The sequence below is a fragment of the Streptomyces sp. NBC_00078 genome (genome assembly GCF_026343335.1).
Lineage (GTDB): Bacteria > Actinomycetota > Actinomycetes > Streptomycetales > Streptomycetaceae > Streptomyces.
Genome location: NZ_JAPELX010000001.1, coordinates 6,351,023 through 6,369,266 on the forward strand (window position 1 = coordinate 6,351,023; position 18,244 = coordinate 6,369,266).

General features: G+C 72.5%; 8 protein-coding genes. 4 read left to right on the top strand and 4 right to left on the bottom strand.

Features of this window, described 5'->3' with window-relative positions; translation table 11 throughout:
* The first annotated feature begins 39 nt into the window (after window positions 1-39).
* On the top strand, window positions 40-597 hold the full coding sequence (locus OOK07_RS30070) for a DUF6114 domain-containing protein (RefSeq protein WP_266684890.1): 558 nt from the start codon (window positions 40-42) through the stop codon (window positions 595-597).
* Window positions 587-1,912, top strand: a complete 1,326-nt coding sequence (locus tag OOK07_RS30075) for a hypothetical protein (RefSeq protein ID WP_266799574.1) — start codon at window positions 587-589, stop codon at window positions 1,910-1,912. Before OOK07_RS30070 ends, OOK07_RS30075 begins: the two co-directional genes overlap by 11 nt.
* Window positions 1,913-2,011: 99 nt before the next feature.
* Here the strand turns inward: OOK07_RS30075 and OOK07_RS30080 are convergent, their stop codons facing one another.
* The 4 genes from OOK07_RS30080 to OOK07_RS30095 form a co-directional block, all read right to left on the bottom strand.
* On the bottom strand, window positions 2,012-2,791 hold the full coding sequence (locus OOK07_RS30080; RefSeq protein WP_266799576.1) for a thioesterase II family protein: 780 nt from the start codon (window positions 2,789-2,791) through the stop codon (window positions 2,012-2,014).
* Window positions 2,778-3,692: an SDR family NAD(P)-dependent oxidoreductase gene (locus tag OOK07_RS30085; RefSeq protein ID WP_266684895.1), complete on the bottom strand. Its 915-nt coding sequence runs from the start codon at window positions 3,690-3,692 to the stop codon at window positions 2,778-2,780. The genes OOK07_RS30080 and OOK07_RS30085 overlap by 14 nt, the downstream gene beginning before the upstream one ends.
* A gap of 61 nt (window positions 3,693-3,753) precedes the next feature.
* Window positions 3,754-5,349, bottom strand: coding sequence for an MFS transporter (locus OOK07_RS30090; protein ID WP_266799578.1), 1,596 nt, complete (start codon window positions 5,347-5,349; stop codon window positions 3,754-3,756).
* Between the two features lie 125 nt (window positions 5,350-5,474).
* On the bottom strand, window positions 5,475-7,034 hold the full coding sequence (locus OOK07_RS30095) for a GMC family oxidoreductase N-terminal domain-containing protein (protein WP_266684898.1): 1,560 nt from the start codon (window positions 7,032-7,034) through the stop codon (window positions 5,475-5,477).
* A gap of 379 nt (window positions 7,035-7,413) precedes the next feature.
* Between OOK07_RS30095 and OOK07_RS30100 the strand changes: the two genes are divergently transcribed.
* The gene (locus OOK07_RS30100) at window positions 7,414-10,203 is read left to right on the top strand and encodes a helix-turn-helix transcriptional regulator (RefSeq protein WP_266799580.1); all 2,790 of its coding nucleotides are present in this window, start codon (window positions 7,414-7,416) and stop codon (window positions 10,201-10,203) included.
* 391 nt (window positions 10,204-10,594) lie between these two features.
* Window positions 10,595-18,235 (top strand): type I polyketide synthase, encoded by a 7,641-nt coding sequence (locus OOK07_RS30105; RefSeq protein ID WP_266802075.1) that lies wholly within the window; start codon window positions 10,595-10,597, stop codon window positions 18,233-18,235.
* Window positions 18,236-18,244 lie beyond the last annotated feature (9 nt).

Genomic DNA, 18,244 nt, shown 5'->3' on the forward strand with positions numbered 1-18,244 from the left:
ACCATCACCACAGTAAAGCCGTACAGGGAGCTGTATTCCATGAGCGCCGAGACTCCTGCCGTACCCGCCGGCCAGTTCAGTCGCCGGAGGGTGCAGTTCCGCGCCTGGCGGGGCACGCGGCCGTTCTGGGCCGGCCTGTTCGTCATGCTCGCGGGACTCCCCATCGCCTACTTCCCGTACGCCCACCTGCAGGTCGGGCATCTGACTCTGGCGATGGCCACCACCGCGGGCGCCGGGTCCCTGATCATCGGTGTGCTGCTGGTGGTCCTGGGCTTCAGTCTCTGGTTCCAGAAGCACGTCCGTACCTTCGCGGGTATAGCGGCGATCCTGCTGGGACTGGTCTCCATCCCCGTCTCCAACCTCGGTGGCTTCCTGGTGGGCTTCCTGCTCTCGCTGGTCGGCGGGGCCATGGCCGTGTCCTGGGCGCCGGGCGAGCCGCCGGCCGAGGCCGCGCGGGAGGGTACGCCGCAGACGGGTTACGCCCCCGAGGCCATGGACTCGGACACCACCATCCTCAAGCCCGTGCTGGGTGAGTCGAACGATCTGTCAGGAACGAGCCCGGCGAACGGGGCGAACGGGAGGCACAGTGCCGGCTGACGAGGTGACCCACGGGACGGATGTGGACGAGTTCCGTGTGAGAACCGGGCCGCGGCACGCGGCGCCCAAGAAGCCGCTGTTCACCAGGTTCCACATGCCGGCCGGCAAGGCGATAGCCACGGTGGCGATGCCGACGGCGGTCCTCATGGGAATGGGGTTCACGTCCTCGCTCGCCCTCGCGGACAGCGGCGGTTCGGGTGCTCCGACGGCGAAGAGCCTGACCGCGGACGAGTACAAGGACTGTGTGGCCGCTCTCGGCGACGACGCGTCGGCCTCGCCGTCGCCGTCGGCCTCGGCGAGTTCGAGCCCGTCGGACGAGAAGGCGACGCCTTCGCCGTCGTCCACCTCCTCGAAGGACGCCTCCGACTCGGGCAAGGCGGGATCGTCGGGTTCAGGTTCCGACGACAAGGCGACGCCCACGCCGTCCGCCTCGGAGAGTTCGAGCAAGGACACGTCGAGCGGCGACACCGCCACGCCGAGCCCCTCGGCGTCCGCGAGCAGCGGTGGCGGTCTGCTGAACGACCTCGGCGACGCGATCGGCGGCCTCTTCACAGGGGGCGGCGGCAGCTCCACGCCGAGCGCCGGCCCGACGCCGTCCGGGTCCTCCTCGGCGAGCGCGAGCAAGGACTCGTCGACGTCCCCGGGCAAGAGCGTCACGGACAGCGTCAAGGACACGACCAAGAAGGTCACCGACACGGTGGGCGACACCGTGAAGGACACGACCGACACGGCGTCCAAGGCGGCCGACAGCGCCACCAAGACGGTGGAGAAGGCGGCCGGCGAGGCCACCTCCTCCGCGAGTCCCTCGGCGAGCTCCGGTGCCGACGCGGCGAACTGCCCGACCGCCACGGACGACGAGGGCGGCGTCGACAACAAGGTGACGCTGCCGGACGACCCGTGGTACCTGGACGCCAGCTCGCTGCTGCTGCAGAAGGCCGACTACCAGGGCGTCGTCAAGGTGAAGACGGCCAACGGCACCACCAAGAAGGTGCTGAAGTACGTCGTTTCCGGCGGTGTCGACATCGGTGACCTGCACCAGACGGTCAAGGACAAGAACGCCGGCAAGACCTACCACGTGCAGGCCGGTTCGGGTACGACGTCCACCTTCCGCGACGGCTCCGTCACGATGTACACGGAGTCCATCTCGGGCAACCTGTTCGGGCTGATCCCGATCACGTTCAGCCCGGACAGCCCGCCGCCGCTCAACATCCCGCTGATCTACTTCACTCACGTGAAGGTCGTGCAGGCCGGTCAGTTCGGCGGCACGCTGCACATCCCCGGGATGCATGTGTACACGACCGACGGAACCGGCTGAGCGCCACCACAGACCCGTTCGGGAGCCGCGCACAGAGCTGAGGGCGCCCCTCTTCGGAGGGGCGCCCTCAGTGCGTGCACACCCGTTTGCGGCCGCGGCTCAGCGGGTCGGCGTCGTGCGCAGGGTGTCGATCCAGGCCAGTGTGAGGGCCGCCAGCTCGTCCTGCTGCTCCTGGAGATAGAAGTGCCCGCCGGGCAGCACCCGCACGTCGCAGGAGCCGGCGGTGTGCTCCGCCCAGGATCCGGCCGCCTCCGGTGTCACCAGAGGGTCCCGGTCGCCGACCACGACCCTGACGGGGCAGGCGAGCCGCTGTCCTCGCGGGTGGACGTAGGTCTCGAGCGCCGTGTAGTCGCCGCGCAGCGCGGGAAGCGTCAGCCTCATCAGGTCCTCGTGGGCCAGGACCCGCGGGTCGGTGCCCGACAGTCGCCCGATCTCGGCCATGAGCGCGGCGTCACCGAGGTGGTGGATCGTCCGTTCCCGGGGCGCGGAGGGGGCGGGGCTGCCGGAGACGACCACTCCCAGCGGGCCCGCGCCGCGTGCTGTCAGGCGGGCGGCGACCTCGTACGCGACGACGGCGCCCATGCTGTGCCCGAACAGGACGCAGGGCCCGGTGCCGTGGGCGACGACGGCCTCGGTCGCCCGGTCCGCGAGGGCGTGCAGGTCGTGCACGGGCGGCTCGGCCGAGCGGTCCTGCCGCCCCGGGTACTGCACGGCCAGGACCTCGACCTCGTGCCGCAACCGCGCGGAGAACTTCAGATACGTCCCGGCCGATCCCCCCGCGTGCGGGAAGCACACCAGCCGGACGGCCGCGGCGGGGGAGGGGTGGAAGCACTTGATCCAGTCGGTGGTTCCGTCCCGGTCGGGCTCAGTGTTCGGCAACGAGTTCCTCCGAGACGTCCCACAGCTCGGCCGCGCGGGCCGCGTCGTGCGACTGCGGGGAGCTCTCGCGCCGCCGGCGCCCCGAGAAATAGGTCCCGGTGACATCGGCGACGTCGGGGGAGGCGGTCAGCCAGGCCAGGTCGCTGCCGGAGCCGGCCACGGAGCGGGTACCGGGCAGGATACGCACCAGTACCGGGGCCATCGCGTGGTAGATCCGCTGTGTCCACTGCGGCCAGTCCCGGTCGAGTCCCGTCTCCGGCATCAGGCCCGGGTCGAAGGCGTTGACGGTGATGCCCTGTTCGGCGACTCGGGGGGCAAGCTCGTACGTCAGGTAGAGGTTGGCGAGCTTGGAGGTGGCGTAACGGACGCGGCCCGCCTTGGGGGAGCCGCCCAGCTCGGTCTGCGCCGGGTCCGCGAGTGCCTTGGGGTGCTGCCAGTGCGGCGCGGGGAAGCCCATCGACTTGCGCGGGCCCTGATGCACCTCGCTGGACACCAGCACGATCCGGCCCGGCGCCACGATGTGGTCGGCGAGCAATTGGATGAGCAGGAAGTGGCCCAAGTGGTTGGTGGCGAAGGTGAGTTCGTGTCCGTCGGCCGACTGCTGCACTCCGTTGACGACCTGGACGCCCGCGTTGCACACCAGCGCGTGCAGCGGTGGCCGGGCGGTGTCCGCCAGCAGCTTCGCGGCCGCCGAGCGGACCGAGTCCAGTGAGGCGAGGTCGAGTTCGAGAACCTCCAGAGCGGCGCCGGGAGTACGGGCCCGGATGCGCTCGGCCGCGGCTTCGCCGCGCTCGACGCTGCGGCAGGCGAGGATCACATGGTGGCCGAGGGCGGCGAGCTCCCCGGCGGTGATCTCCCCCAGTCCGGCGGAGGCGCCAGTGACGATGATCGACGTGGTCACGTTGAATTCCTCTTGTTGCGACGGGAGTTGAGGCGCGGACATAGGTCTGTGGATCACTCTGTCATGCGGGTCTGTCGCCCGAGGCCGCCATGGCCCGTGATGTGTCGGGCAGCGGGGTGTCCCGCAGCGCGCTGGCGTGGAGGTCGGTGGAGCGGATGAAGACGAAGCCGATCACCGCGCCGACCGAGGCGAGCACCCCGCACGCGAACAGCACGTCGTTCAGGCCGTGCACGAACGCGGCGCGCGCGGCGACGGTGACCTGGTCGGCCAGGGCGGGCGGAAGGCCGGCGGTCAGTTCCCTGCCCCCACCGGCGGCCGCGGCCCGGCCGGCCTCCGCGGCGTGCGGGCCGAGCTGCCGCCCGGCGTCCGAATGGGTGAACGCGTCGACGACCCGGTTCTGGAACAGGGCTCCGAACCCCGCGATGCCCACGGCGACCCCCACCTGCTGGAAGGTCTCGCCGATGCCCGAGGCCATGCCCGCCTTGGCCGGTTCGGTCACCCCGATGCAGAGCGACGCACGCGGCGGGTTGAACATACCGAGCCCGACACCGCTGACGATCATGCTGGGCAGCAGCGCGGTCCACGAGTCGCCGACCGTCACCCGGCCCATCAGGAAGAGGCCGACGGCGATGCAGGCGAGCGCGGTCCCGACGAGCAGCCGCGGCGGGAGCGACACGGTGAGCGGGCCGGTCGCCGCCGCGGCGGCGAACAGCGTCAGTGTCAGCGGGAGGAAGCGCACACCGGTCTCCCAGGGGGAATGGCCGAGCACGTTCTCCATGTAGGAGCCCTGGAGGAAGATGGCGGACAGCACCGTCGCGTTGGCGATGAAGGCAGTGAGGGAGATCCCGTTGAACGTGGGTATCCGGAACAGCGACAGGTCCAGCATCGCCGCGGCGCCCCTGCGCCGCTCCAGCGGGACGAAGACCGCCAGCAGGACGACCCCGGCCGCGAACATGCCGAGGATCAGCGGGCTGGTCCATCCCTCGGCCTGGCCGCGCATGAAGCCGAGGACCACCAGGGTCAGTGCGGCGCTGAAGACGGCCAGGCCCGCCCAGTCGACGCCGTGCGGCTGGGGATCACGGGACTCCTTGAGCCGCCATGCGCCGACGAGTACCACCGCCACGCCGATGGGGACGTTCACCAGGAAGATCCACCGCCAGCTCAGCAGGTCGGTGAGCGCCCCGCCGATCAGCGGCCCGAAGGCGATGGCCAGGCCGGAGACCGCCCCGAAGACGCCGAAGGCGAGGCCGCGGTCCTTGCCCCGGTACTCGTGACCGATCAGCGCGGGGCCGACGGCGAAGAGCAGGGCCGCGCCCAGGCCCTGGGCCGCCCGGGCGAGGTTCAGCGCCGTCACGTCAGGGGCGAGGCCGCAGGCCAGTGAGGCGAGGGTGAAGACGACGAATCCGGTCTGGAAGACCCGTTTGCGCCCCAGCCGGTCGGCGAGCGAGCCGCCGGTGAGCAGGAAGACGGCCAGGGTGAGCGCGTAGGCGTCCAGCACCCACTGAAGGTCGGAGAAGTCCGCCCGGAGCGCGGTGCGCATGTGCGGCAGGGCGACGTTCACCACCGTCAGGTCGAGCATGAGCATGAACGCCGCGGTGGACACGATCGTGAGCGTCCACACGCGCGCGTGGGGCAGTCCGTTGGGTGTGGCCGACAAGTCCAGCTCCTCGGTGATGGTGGGCAACCGGCCTTGCGCCGACCGGTCTTGCGTCCGGCTTGTGTCGAACGGCTCCGTCGCGCACCGGTGGTGCAGGTGGCTCAGCCACGCGAACCGGTGGTGGCTCAGCCCGTCGTGATGATGTTCTCCAGGGCCCGGGACACCGAACGGTCGGCCAGGGCGGTGGTGGTCAGCGCCGGCGGCATGGCGCCGGTGGAGCCGGGCAGCAGGGAGCTGTCCACCGCGAACAGGTTGCCGTGGCCGACGAGTTGGCCCGCCGAGTCGGTGGCCTCTCCCAGGACGACGCCCCCGGTGGAGTGAGAGGTCAGCAGGGGGGTCACGATGTCGAGCCCCAGCCCCGTGGCGGCGTTGAGCCGCTGCGCGGTGCCCTGCACGGCAGCGGTGACGCGCAGGATCCGGGGGTCTGCGGCGGGCCAGTACAGCTCCGCGCTGTCGCTCAGCGCCCGGTAGGTGAAGCGGCCGATCGGGGGCGCCACGGACATCGCGAGGGCGGTGTCCGTGAGCGGTCCGAGCGCCGGGTAGCCCAGCGGGAAGCTCAGCAGGCTCACCGGAGCCTTCGGGTTGTCCCAGTCGGTCGCGAGAATGTGGGCGGGCCCGCCCTGGGCCTTGCTGGTGAGCGGCAGACCGGCCCGGGCGACGATGTGGTCGCCTCCGCTGCCCCAGTTGCGCCCCACCTGGTCGTTGAGGTGCGGCAGATGACCGCGCGCCTTCGCCCGCACCAGCAGGCGGGTGGTGCCCAGTGACCCTGCGGCCAGGAAGACATGGCGGGCGGTGAACCGCGGGCGGGCCAGCTCGTGGCCCTGCTCGTCGATCTGCCGGCAGTCGATCACATAGCGGTCCCCGTCGGCGCGGATGTCCAGCACCTGGTGCAGAGGCAGCACCTCGGTGCGTCCGGTGGCCTCGGCGGCGGCCAGGATGGTGCGGTCCACGCTGCGCTTGGCACCGCTGTTGATGCCGAGCATGGCGTCGCCGACGATCGCCGAGCGGACCGCCGTACCGGCCATCTCGGCACGCACGGTCTGCCAGTCGATCGCCATGTCGACGCGCCGGGTCCCCAGCCCCGCGCGCTCGGCGGCGGCCAGGAAGTCACGCGCGTTGGCGTAGTACGGCGAGGCGAGCACGTCGTCGGGGATGGGAGCCACGCCGATCAGCCCGCGCGCCCGGGGATACCAGGTCCCGGCCATCTCGGCGTAGTCGAGCCGGGTGCCGAAACTGGCGCGGAACAGCTGCTCCGACGGAGCCTCCATGACGGCGTAGTTGACCAGCGAACCGCCGCCGACACCGGCACCCGCCAGACACGTCACCCCGCCGCCGGCGTAGGCCTCCAGCACGCCGGTGAACAGGCTGACCGGTTCCCGGCTGAGGGGCGAAGTGGTGGACAGCCAGGAGGCCCGTCCGTCCGGGCGGGCCTGAGGTGCGAAGGTGTCACCGGAGGGGGTGATGGGCCAGCGTCTTCCCCGCTCCAGGACGACGGAGTTGATTCCGGCCTGGGCGAGCCGCAGGGCCGCCACCGACCCGGCGTAGCCGCTGCCGATGACGACGGCGTCCACGGGCTCGGAGGCCTTCGCCTCGGTGCTGAGCAGGGGTACGGACAGCGCCGCAGCTCCGGCTGCTCCCGCACCGCGCTTGAGGATCTGTCGTCGGGTGGGCGCAGGCTGGGTCATGGGTGGCGTGGGCTCTTCTCTTCGGAGGCTCTTCAGCGCTTCGCTTCGGCGCTTCACGATTCCGGGCGGGCCCGCGCCGGGGCAACCCCTGACTTCGGCTGCCGGTAACAGGGGTTGTAACCACAGGTAATAGGGGTCCCCCGCCTATGCCCAGAGTGAAATGTGAGGGGACGGGGAAGGAGTTGCAGGAGTCTGCCGGGGGCTAAGGGTGTTTGCTGGGTGGGGGTTCCTAGGCTGATCGGTGTACCGGGCAAGGGGGCAGTGCGGCCCTCTGATGTACCCGGCATGAGGGGGCGGGGTGGCCCCCCTACCTGCGGAAGCTCCGCGCGGTGGCGGTTTTTCTGCAAATTTGAATTGCCTAATGGGGGAAATAGAGAGAATGAACTTATGTGAACGGGACGGAGAGATCCGGCAAATACGAGGTCTACTGGCCGAAAGTAGAGAGGGTCACGGCAGGGTCGCCCTCATAAGTGCCGCCGCGGGTTCGGGGAAGACCGCGCTCTTACGGGAGTTGGATGCGGAACTCTCCGACGATGTGATCTCCCTCGGCGCAAGCTGCGTCCCGCCCGACCGCGATGTCCCGTACGGCATGCTGACCGAGCTTCTCGAAAGTCCCGCACTCGGAGCGGAGGACGCCCGGCGGGCCAGGAAGCTGCTGGAGAACCGCACCGTTCTGGCCGGTTCCGGCTTTTCGAGACTCATCCGGGACATGGCCGAGCAAAAGCCGGTCGTCATCACCGTGGACGGTATCCACGACGCGGACCCCGAATCAGTGGTTCACCTGGTGCGGGTGGTGCGCCGAGTGCCCTCCGACAGAGTGCTCGTGGTTCTCACCGAGCGTCCGCAACCGGCCGAAGCCTACTCGGCGCTGCACAGCGAACTGCTCGGGCGGCCGCACGTCAGCTTCATCCGGCTCCGCCCGCTGTCTCCGCGAGGGGTGCGGGAGATGGTCGAAGCCGACACCGGGGCGAGGGCCGCGGACCCGCCGGCCGCCGACCTGCACGCACTCACCGGAGGCAGCCCGCTCCTGGTCCAGGCGCTGCTCCAGGACCTGCGCGCGTCCGGACAGACCGCTGTCGCCGACGTCCCGCCCGGTGGCCCCGCCTTCGGCCACGCTCTGCTGGGCTGCCTGCACTCCGCGGGCCCCACGACCCTGGCGGTGGCCCGCGGGATCGCACTGCTGGACGGGGCGGCCACCCATGCGCTGCTGAGGCGGCTGCTCGACCTGCCGCTGGAGGCCGTCGCCCGCGCCGTGGCCGAACTCGACGCCGTCGGGCTGGTGCACGGCTGCCGGCTGCGCCACCCCGCGGCGGTCCGGGTGATTCTGGGCGAGATGGCGCAGGAGGACAGGACGGCGTGGCACCGGCGGGCGGCGCGGCTGCTTCTGGACTCGGGCGCCGCCGCGGCGGGTGTCGCCCGGCAACTCCTGCACGTGGAGCGCGTCGCCGAGACCTGGATGGCACAGGCTCTCGTCGACGGCGCCGGCGAACTGCTCGACGAGGACGACGGCGAGCAGGCCCGGGCATGCGCGCTCCTCGCCCTGCGGGCCGGCATCGGTGACCTGCGGCTCCAGGCGGAGGCGGTCGCCGCGCTGGCCCGCGCCGAACTGCTGCTCTGTCCCGCCGCGGCACCCCGGCTGTACCCCTACCTGTCCGCCGCGATCAGACACGGCCATCTCTCACCGCGCCTGGCCCTCGAACTCCCCGGGATTCTCTGGTGGCACGGCCGGGCCGGGCAGAACCAGCGGCTCTACGGACACCTCGCGCGACTCGTGGACGGCGCGAACCCCGGGCCTGCCATGGAACTGCGCGCCTGCGGCACGATGCTCACCACGGTCTTCCCGCAACTCGCCGAGCGCATACCGGACCTGCGGGACCAGAGCAGTGATCTGGAGCTGGCCAGCGCCGCGTTCACCACCGCCACCCGCATGAAGGTCTCCATGCACCTGCGCACCGTCCAGACGCAGGGCCCCAGAGCCGACGCCGTGCGCAGCGCCGAGCATGTGCTCGGCGCCACCCGGCTCACCCACCGCACCGTCGAGCCGCTCGCCATGGCCGTGGCCACGCTCCTCGGCTGCGACCGGCCCCGGTCCGCCCGCAAGTGGGCCGACCGGCTGCTCACCGACGCCACCGACCGGGGCGCCGCCCACTGGGAAGGCCTGATGGCCGCCCTGCGCTCCCAGGCCGCCCTGTACGAGGGCGATCTGGTGGGCGTCGAACACTATGCGCGGCGGGCGCTGCGCCGGATGCCGCCGCAGGCGTGGGGCGTTGGACTCGGCACCGTCTACGCCTTGCTGCTGCGCGCGTTCACCGAGACGCGACGGCATGGCGAGGCCGCCGAGCTGCTCAGCAGGCCGGTGCCGGAGATGCTGTTCGAGAGCACCCCCGGGCTGTTGTATCTGCACGCCAAGGGCTGTCACCATCTGGCCACGCACCAGTACGAGGCGGCACTCGCCGACTTCCACGCCTGCGGTGAGCTGATGGCGAAGTGGGGCATGAGCCGTTCCACGATCGGTCCGTGGCGCTGCGGGGCGGCACAGGCGCTGCTGGAACTCGGCGAACCGGACGCGGCCGGGCGCCTCGCGGAGGAACAGCTGTCGGCTCTGGCGTCCGGCGGACACTCCCGGGTGAGAGGAATGGCGCTGCGTGTCCTGGCCGCCACCCGGGCGCCCGAGCAGCGGTCCGAACTCCTCGTCCAGGCGGTGAACCAGCTGCGGTACAGCGGTGACCGGGTCGAGCTGGCCAAGGCCCTCACCGATCTGGAGGACACCCAGCGCCTGCTCGGCGAGAGTGGACCCGCCGGCAGAGCGGTCAGGCCCAGCCTGCACGCGGTCATCGGAGGCCGGGCGGCCCTGCCCGTGCAGCTGACGGCGGTCAGCGCCCCCGACGCCCCGTCCGCCCACCCGGAGCCCGCCGAGGACACCTCCGCCGACCCGCTGAAGCACCTCACGGACGCCGAACGACGGGTGTGCGACCTCGCCGCCCGGGGCCGCAGCAACCGGGAGATCGCCGGTGAGCTCTTCATCACCGTCAGCACCGTCGAACAGCATCTGACCAGGATCTACCGCAAGTTGAACGTCAAGGGGCGCCAGGACCTGCCCGTCGAGCAGGCCGAGGCACACCCCGACACCCTGCACGCCACGCCCCCTACCCGACTGCGCAAGGTGTGACCGCGGGCGCTCGTGAACGGGCCGCACCGTTCACGAGCGCCCGCCTCCACCCGGTCGCTCCCCTCAGGGGTGTTCAGGGGGTGCTCAGGGGCGCTGAGGGAGGCCTAGGGGTGGTGCCCGGTGGGTGGGCATCCGCAGGTCAGACGGGCGCCCGCGAACCCCTGTAAGCCGGATAAGGGTTGTCACGGACGCCGTGGGTGACGAAGCCTTTTGTGTATCTGAGCTGCCGCATCGCCGCGGTGGCGCTCCCCCGGCCCTCCGAGCCGGGGCCCGCAGCGCACGGGCCGACATCGACGTCGGCGAGTGGTGCGCCGTTGCCGATTCCGAATCCTGACCTGACCTTTCCGGGGGAACCGTGCCTGCGCATGACGAATTCACCGAGCCGATCGCTGTGGTGGGGGTGGGGTGCCGTTTTCCGGGTTCTGGGGAGGGTGTGGAGGGTTTTTGGGATCTGTTGACCGGCGGTGAGTCCGGAGTGGGGTTGGTGCCGGGGGACCGGTGGGATGTGGAGGCGTTCTTCGACGCTGATCCGGAGGTGCCGGGGCGGTCGTATGCGCGGCATGGCGGGTTTGTTGACGGGGTGCGGGAGTTTGATGCGGGGTTGTTCGGGATTCCGCCGCGGGAGGCGGTGCGGGTGGATCCGCAGCACCGGCTGGTGCTGGAGGTGGCGTGGGAGGCGCTGGAGCATGCGGGGATCGCGCCGGATTCTTTGCGGGGCAGTCGTACGGGTGTGTTTGTGGGGATGGGTGGGAGTGACTATGAGCGTTTGACGGCCTCGGGTGGGGATGTGTCGGGGCTGGATGGTTATACGGCGACGGGGGGCGCGCTGAATTTCGCGGCGAACCGGGTGTCGTACGTGCTGGGGCTTGAGGGGCCGAGCATGGTCGTGGACACGGCCTGCTCCTCCTCGCTGGTGGCGCTGCACCTGGCGTGCCAGGCGTTGCGGGCGGGGGAGTGCGAGCGGGCGCTGGTCGGTGGGGTGAACCTGCTGTTGTCGCCGGGGACGACGGTGGCGTTGTCGAAGGCGCGGATGTTGTCGCCGGAGGGCCAGTGCAAGACCTTCGACGCGTCGGCGGACGGGTATGTGCGGGGTGAGGGCTGCGGTGTGGTGGTGCTGCGGCCGTTGGCGGACGCGCTCGCGGACGGGCAGGACGTCCTGGCGGTGGTCAAGGGCTCCGCCGTCAACCAGGACGGGCGCAGCAACGGCCTGACGGCCCCCCGCGGTTCCGCCCAACAGGCGGTCATCCGGCGGGCGTTGGCGGTTGGTGGGGTCGCGCCCGGTGATGTGGGCTATGTGGAGGCGCACGGGACCGGCACGCCGCTGGGCGATCCGATCGAGGTGCGGGCGCTGGCCTCGGTGCTGGGCGAGGGGCGCGCGGTGGACCGGCCGGTGGTGCTGGGGTCGGTGAAGACGAATATCGGGCATCTGGAGGCGGCGGCGGGTATCGCGGGTCTGATCAAGACGGTGCTCGCGGTCGGTCGTGGGGTGATTCCGCCGCATCTGAACATGTCGACTCCCAATCCGTTGCTGGCGTGGGACGAGTTGCCGGTGCGGGTGGCGACGGAGCTGACGCCGTGGAACGAGGAACGGCGAGTGGCGGGAGTGTCGTCGTTCGGGTTCGGCGGGACCAACGCGCATGTGATCGTGGAGTCCCCGCCCGCGCCCGCCGACACGACCGTCCATGAGGTCGCGGGCGAGGTCGCGGAGGGTCCGGTGGTGGTGAAGGTGTCCGGGCGCAACGAAGACGCCCTGCGCGCCTCCGCACAGCAACTGGCCGCAGCGATACGTGCGTTGGGCGAAGACGTGCAGCCGCGCGACGTCGCGTGGGCGGCCGGCGTGGGCCGCGCGGACCTGCCGCAGCGGGCCGCCGTCGTGGCCGCCTCGGCCACCGAACTCGCCGAACGGCTCGACCAGGTCGCCGACGGAACGCTGCGTGGACGGCCCGCCGCCGGCGCGCCCCGGGTCGGGTTCGTGGTGCCGGGCCAGGGAGCCCGGCTGGCCGGCGTGCTCGCCGGACTCCACGGCCGACTGGACGCGGTGACCGAGGCCGTCGACGAGGTCGCCTCGGTGGTGGGCGGGCTGTCCGCACCGCCGCTGTTGGTCCTCCTGGACCCCGGCGCCGAGGCGGCGGCCGCGCTGGCGGAGACCGACGTCGCCCAGCTGGCCCTCTACACGACCGGGGTCGCCCTGGGCTCGTGGTGGAAGTCCGTCGGCGTGGCACCGGACGTCGTGACGGGGCACAGCGTCGGCGCCTACGCGGCCGCCGCGCTCGCCGGGGTCTTCAGCGTCGCCGACGGCGCCCGCCTGGTCGCCGCGCGCGCACGGCTGATGGCAGACCTTCCCCGCACCGGCACCATGGCCGCGCTGTTCTGCGGGCCCGGGGACCTCGCCGGGATCCCCGGCATCGAGTCGGGAACGGTGGAGATCGCCGCGTACAACAGCCCACGGGAAACCGTGGTCTCCGGGCCGCGGGAAGCGGTGGCGGACGTCGTGGCGCGGATCCGTGAACGCGGGACGCGCGCCGTGCCCCTGCGGGTGTCGCACGCCTTCCACTCCGCCCAGATGGACCCCGTACTGGCACCCTTCGCGGAGGCCTTCGACGGGGTACGGCTGCACGAACCCGCCCTGGACTTCGTATCGGATCTGACCGGTGAACTCGCCGGGCCGGAACCGGCCACCGTCGACTACTGGCTGCGGCACGCGCGGCAGGCGGTGCGGTTCGCGGACGCCGGGCGAACCCTGCTGGCGGACGACACGCGGATCGTGGTGGAGCTGGGCACCGGCGGGCTGCTGCCGCACGTCGTCTCCGCCGCGGGCTCCGCCGTCGTGACCTGCCTGCCCTCCGTGGCCTCGGACGGGGACTCGCACCGACGGCTGCTGGAGTCGCTGGCCCGGGTCTGGGCGGACGGCGTACCGGTGGACTGGGCCCGGGCCAACGGCCCCCGCCCGGCCCGCCTGCCCAAGCTGCCCACCTACCCGTTCCAGCGTCAGACGTACTGGGAACCGAGCAGTCCGCCCGTGCCCCCCGGCACCGTTGCCGCGCCGGCCGCCACGCCGCCCAGGACCGCTCCACAGCCGGCCCCGGCCGCCCGGACCGCGCCCCTGGCCGCCTCCTCGGACAGCCGTGACGAACGCGTCGCCGCGCTCATCGCCCACCTCAGGCGCGAACTGGCCGCCGTGATGGAACTCGACGACGCCGGCGCACTCGACGCGGACACCGGACTGTTCGATCTCGGGCTCACCTCGACGATGGTGGTGGAACTGCGCGTCGGGATCGAGCGCGCGCTGGGGCGCCAGATCCCCACCACGGCCGTCTTCGACCACCCCACCATCCGCCGCCTCGCCGCATACCTCGCCGACCTGGACGTGGCGGCCCCCGCCGCACCCGACCGGTCCGTCGAACGAGCCGGTGGAGCGGGGACCGGCACACAACCCCTCGCCATCGTCGGCATGGGCTGCCGCTTCCCCGGCGGGGCCAACGACCTCGACGCCTACTGGCGGCTGCTGGCCCGAGGCGGCGACGCCACCTCCTCCGTGCCCGAGGACCGGTGGGACCGGGACGCCTTCTACGACCCGGACCCGGCCGCGCCCGGCAAGGCGTACACCTACCGCGGCGGCTTCCTCGACGTACCCGTGGACCAGTTCGACGCCGAGGCCTTCGGCATCGCGCCCAGGGAAGCCCGCAGCATGGATCCGCAGCAGCGGCTGCTGCTCGAAGTGGCCTCCGAGGCGCTCGCCGACGCCGGCTGCACCACGGCGCGGCTGGCCGGCTCGCGGACCGCGGTCTACGTCGGCATCAACACCAGCGACTACATGCAGCTGCTGTCCGCCGACGGCACCCACGGCATCGACCCGTACCAGGCGACCGGCAACACCTTCAGCGTGGCCGCCGGACGGCTCTCGTACCTCCTCGGCGCCCAGGGCCCCAGCATGGCCGTGGACACCGCGTGCTCCTCCTCACTGGTCGCCGCCCACCTCGCGGCCCGCAGCCTGCGCTCCGGCGAGGCGGACCTGGCGATCGTGGCCGGGGTGAACCTGATGCTGGCCCCCGGCACCACCGTCAGCCTGGCCAAGCTCGGCGCGCTGTCCCCGGACGGCCGCTGCAAGACCTTCGACGCCTCGGCCGACGGGTACGGCCGCGGCGAGGGCTGCGGGGTCGTCGTCCTCAAACGGCTGTCCGAGGCGGTCGCCGACGGGGACCGGGTGTGGGCCGTGCTACACGGCTCCGCGGTCAACCAGGACGGTCGCAGCGCGGGCCTCACCGTCCCCAACGGGCAGGCCCAGCAGGCCGTCATCCGGGAGGCGCTGCGCAGTGGCGGCACCGACCCGGCCGAGGTCGGCTACGTGGAGGCCCACGGCACCGGCACCCCGCTCGGCGACCCGATGGAGATCGGCGCCCTGGTCGAGGTGCTGCGCCCGGACCTGGAGACGGCGGCCCCGCTGACGGTCGGCTCGGTGAAGACCAACATCGGGCACCTGGAAGCCGCCGCGGGGATCTCCGGCCTCATCAAGGTGGCGCTGTCCCTGCACCACGGCAAGATCCCGCCGCATCTGCACTTCGACACCCCCAACCCGCACCTTGCGTGGGACCGGCTGCCGGTGGAGATCCCCGCGAAGCTCACCGAGTGGAAGCAGGCCGGCGGCACCCGCACGGCCGGGCTCAGCTCCTTCGGCTTCAGCGGCACCAACGCCCATCTGATCCTGGGCGAGGCCCCGCCGGACGGCCGCCGGGACTCCTTCGGCGCAGACACCCCGCAGGCCGTTCCCACAGCGGAACCCTCCGCCGAACTCCTGCTGCTGTCCGCCCGCACCCCGGACGCCCTGACCGCCACCGGCGAGGCGTACGGCCGCTTCCTCGCAGCGGTGGAAGGCGAAGGCGCCAACGACCGGGCGCCCGAGGGAGCCCTTGCCGACCGGCCCGGCTGGGCGGACATCACCCGCACCGCCGCGCTCGACCGCGACCACCTGACGCGGCGCACCGCCGTCGTCGCCCGCTCCGCCGGCGAGGCGGCGAAGACACTGACCGCCGCCGCGAACGCGGCACGGGCCACCGGCATCCGGCACGGCGCGGTCGTCCCCGCCGAGCAGCGCCGGCTGCTCTTCGTCTACAGCGGGCAGGGCTGCCAGTGGCCCGGCATGGGACGCGGCCTGCTCGCCGACCCCACCGCCGCCCGGGTGCTGCACCACTGCGACGTCGTCGTCCAACGGCTCGCCGGCTGGTCGCTCGTCGACGAACTCGTGGCCGACCGCGCCGGCTCCCGGCTGGCCGACACGGTGATCGCGCAGCCCGCGGTGCTCGCCGTGCAGGCCGCGCTGACCGAGGTGTGGCGCAGCTGGGGCATCACGCCGGACGCGGTGCTCGGCCACAGCGTGGGCGAGGTCGGCGCGGCGTATGCCGCCGGGGCGATCGACCTGGACACCGCACTGGAGATCGTTGTCCGCCGGGGCGAGGTCATGGGGGCCGGCCGGGGGCAGGGCGCGATGGCCGCCGTCGGGATGGGCGCCGGCCAGGTCGCCGACCTGATCGCGCCCTACGGCGACCAGGTCACCGTCGCCGCCGTCAACTCCCCGGTCAGCACGGTGCTCGCCGGCGACCCGGCGGCCCTGGCCGAGGTGGAGAAGCGCGCCCGAGAACGCCGCGCCCAGTGGGCGACGGTCCAGAAGGAGTACGCCTTCCACAGCCCCTACATGCTGCCGTTCCAGGCCGACCTGGAACGGGCGCTGGCCCACCTCCCGGCTCCCGCGCCCGCCGGCCTGCCCGTCCTGTCCACCGTCACCGGCGGGCCCGCCGAACCCGGCGCGTTCGACACCGGCTACTGGTGCGCCAACATGGTCAGCCCGGTGCGCTTCGCCGACGCCGTACGGGCCGCCGCGGGCGACGAGGCCCACACCGCTGTGGTGGAGATCGGACCGCACAGCGTGCTCCGGTCCGCGGTCACCCAGACCCTGGCGGACCGCGCCGAGCACCTCACCGTGCTGGGCTCGATGCGGACCGGCGCCGACAGCCGCAGCACCCTGCTCGACGCGGCCGGCGCACTGCACGCCCTCGGCTACGACCTCGCACACGAGGCGATCCAGCCGCCGAACGCCCCGCGGGTCTCCCTGCCGGCCTATCCCTGGCAGCGACAGCGGCACTGGCTGCCGGCCAGGCCGGTGTCCACCGTGCCCGGAACGCCCCGGCACGCCGACGACGTCGACACCCAACTGACCGAGAACAGCTACGAGTTGGAGTGGCGCACCGCCGAAGCCCCGCAGGGTCCGGAAGAGGCGGGCGAGGGCACCTGGCTGCTCGTCGCCGACCGGCAGGGCGTCGCCGGCCGGGTCGCCGCAATGCTGCGGGCCACCGGCGCCGACTGCCGGCTGCTCACCCCCGAAGAAGCCGAGGGGCCCCTGCCGGTGGACCTGCCGGTCCGCGGCCTGCTGCACCTCGGCACGCTGGACGCCGCCCCCGACGCACGCACCCCGGGTGCGGAACTGGACGCCGCACTCGCCGTCTCCTGCGGCCCCCTGCTGTGGGCGGCCCGCAGCCTCGGCGTCACCGACGGGCACCCCGCCCCCCGGCTGTGGCTGGTCACCCGCGGCGGCGCCGCAGTCGACGGCACCGGCACGACCCCGTCGCACGCCCCGGTGTGGGGCCTGGGCCGGGTGGTGGCGCTGGAACACCCCGAGGTGTGGGGCGGCTCGCTCGACCTGGACCCGGCGGCGGCCGACCTCGACGCCGACGCCGCGGCCGTCGTCGCCGAGGTGCTGCGCGCCGACGGTGAGGACCAGGTCGCCTACCGGGGCGGCGCACGCAAGGTCGCCCGGCTGCGCGCGGCCGACGCACTCGACCCGGGGACCGCCGTGCGCGTCGACGCCGACACCGCCTACCTCGTCACCGGCGGCCGCGGCGCACTCGGCCTGCGGATCGCCCGCTGGCTCGCCGGCCACGGAGCCCGCCACCTGGTCCTGACCGGCCGCCGGCCACTGTCGGACGACCCCGACGACCCGGCCGTACGCGCTGTCGCGGAACTGCGGGACGCGGGCGTCGCCGTGCACACCCCCGCCGTCGACGTGGCCGACGCCGAGGGCATGGCCGCCGTCTTCGACGCATGCGGCACCGAGTGGCCCGCGCTGCGCGGAGTGGTCCACGCGGCCGGCCTGTTCGACCCCTGCGCCATACAGGACATGAGCTGGGAACAGCTGCGCACCGTGCTGCGGCCCAAGGTCGAGGGCACCCTGGTCCTGGACGCGCTCGCGGACCGGGCGGAACTGGACTTCTTCGTGATGTTCTCCTCCGCCTCCTCGGTGTGGGGCTCGGCGCTCGCCGGGCACTACGCGGCGGCCAACTACTTCCAGGACGTGATGGCCCACGACCGCGCCGGGCGCGGGCTGCCCGCACTCGCCGTCAACTGGGGCTGGTGGGCAGGCAGCGACATGGTCTCGCCCGAACACGTCGGCTACTTCGAGTCGATGGGCCTGTACGTGCTGCCCGACCGGGTCGGTTTCACCGCGCTCGACCGGCTGCTGGGCGACGGACGCCACCAGATGACCGTCGCGCCGGTGAACTGGGACATCTTCCGTCCGGTCCTGGAGGCCAAGCGGCGCCGTCCGCTGCTGGAACTCCTGGGCACCGCCACCACGGCGACGGACACCGTGGACCAGGAACTCCTGGACCGACTGCGCGAGGCACCCGCCGCGGTGCGCCGCCGGCTCCTGGAGGACCGGCTGCGCGAGGAGACCGCCGTCGTGCTCGGCGGCACCCTCCTGGAACGCGACGCGGGCTTCTTCGAGGTGGGCATGGACTCGATCACCAGCGTCGAGCTGAAGACCCGCGTGGACGCGGTACTCGGCGTACGCCTGCCCGCCACCGCCACCTTCGAGCACCCGACCATCGCAGCGCTGGCCGAGTACCTGCTCACCGAGGTGCTGCCGCCCGAAACCCCTCGCACAACCGAGCCCGCCCTGCCCGAGGACGAACCGGCGGAGGAGTTCGACGACCTCTCCGAGGACGAACTGCTGCGCCTCCTCGGTGAGGAACTGGAGCGCTAGCCGCACATG

What these genes read in the sequence shown, in the direction of transcription:
- OOK07_RS30095 (WP_266684898.1), bottom strand. Translation starts at nt 7,034, where the DNA reads ATGACCCAGCCTGCGCCCACCCGACGACAGATCCTCAAGCGCGGTGCG.
- OOK07_RS30100 (WP_266799580.1), top strand. Translation starts at nt 7,414, where the DNA reads ATGAACTTATGTGAACGGGACGGAGAGATCCGGCAAATACGAGGTCTA.
- OOK07_RS30070 (WP_266684890.1), top strand. Translation starts at nt 40, where the DNA reads ATGAGCGCCGAGACTCCTGCCGTACCCGCCGGCCAGTTCAGTCGCCGG.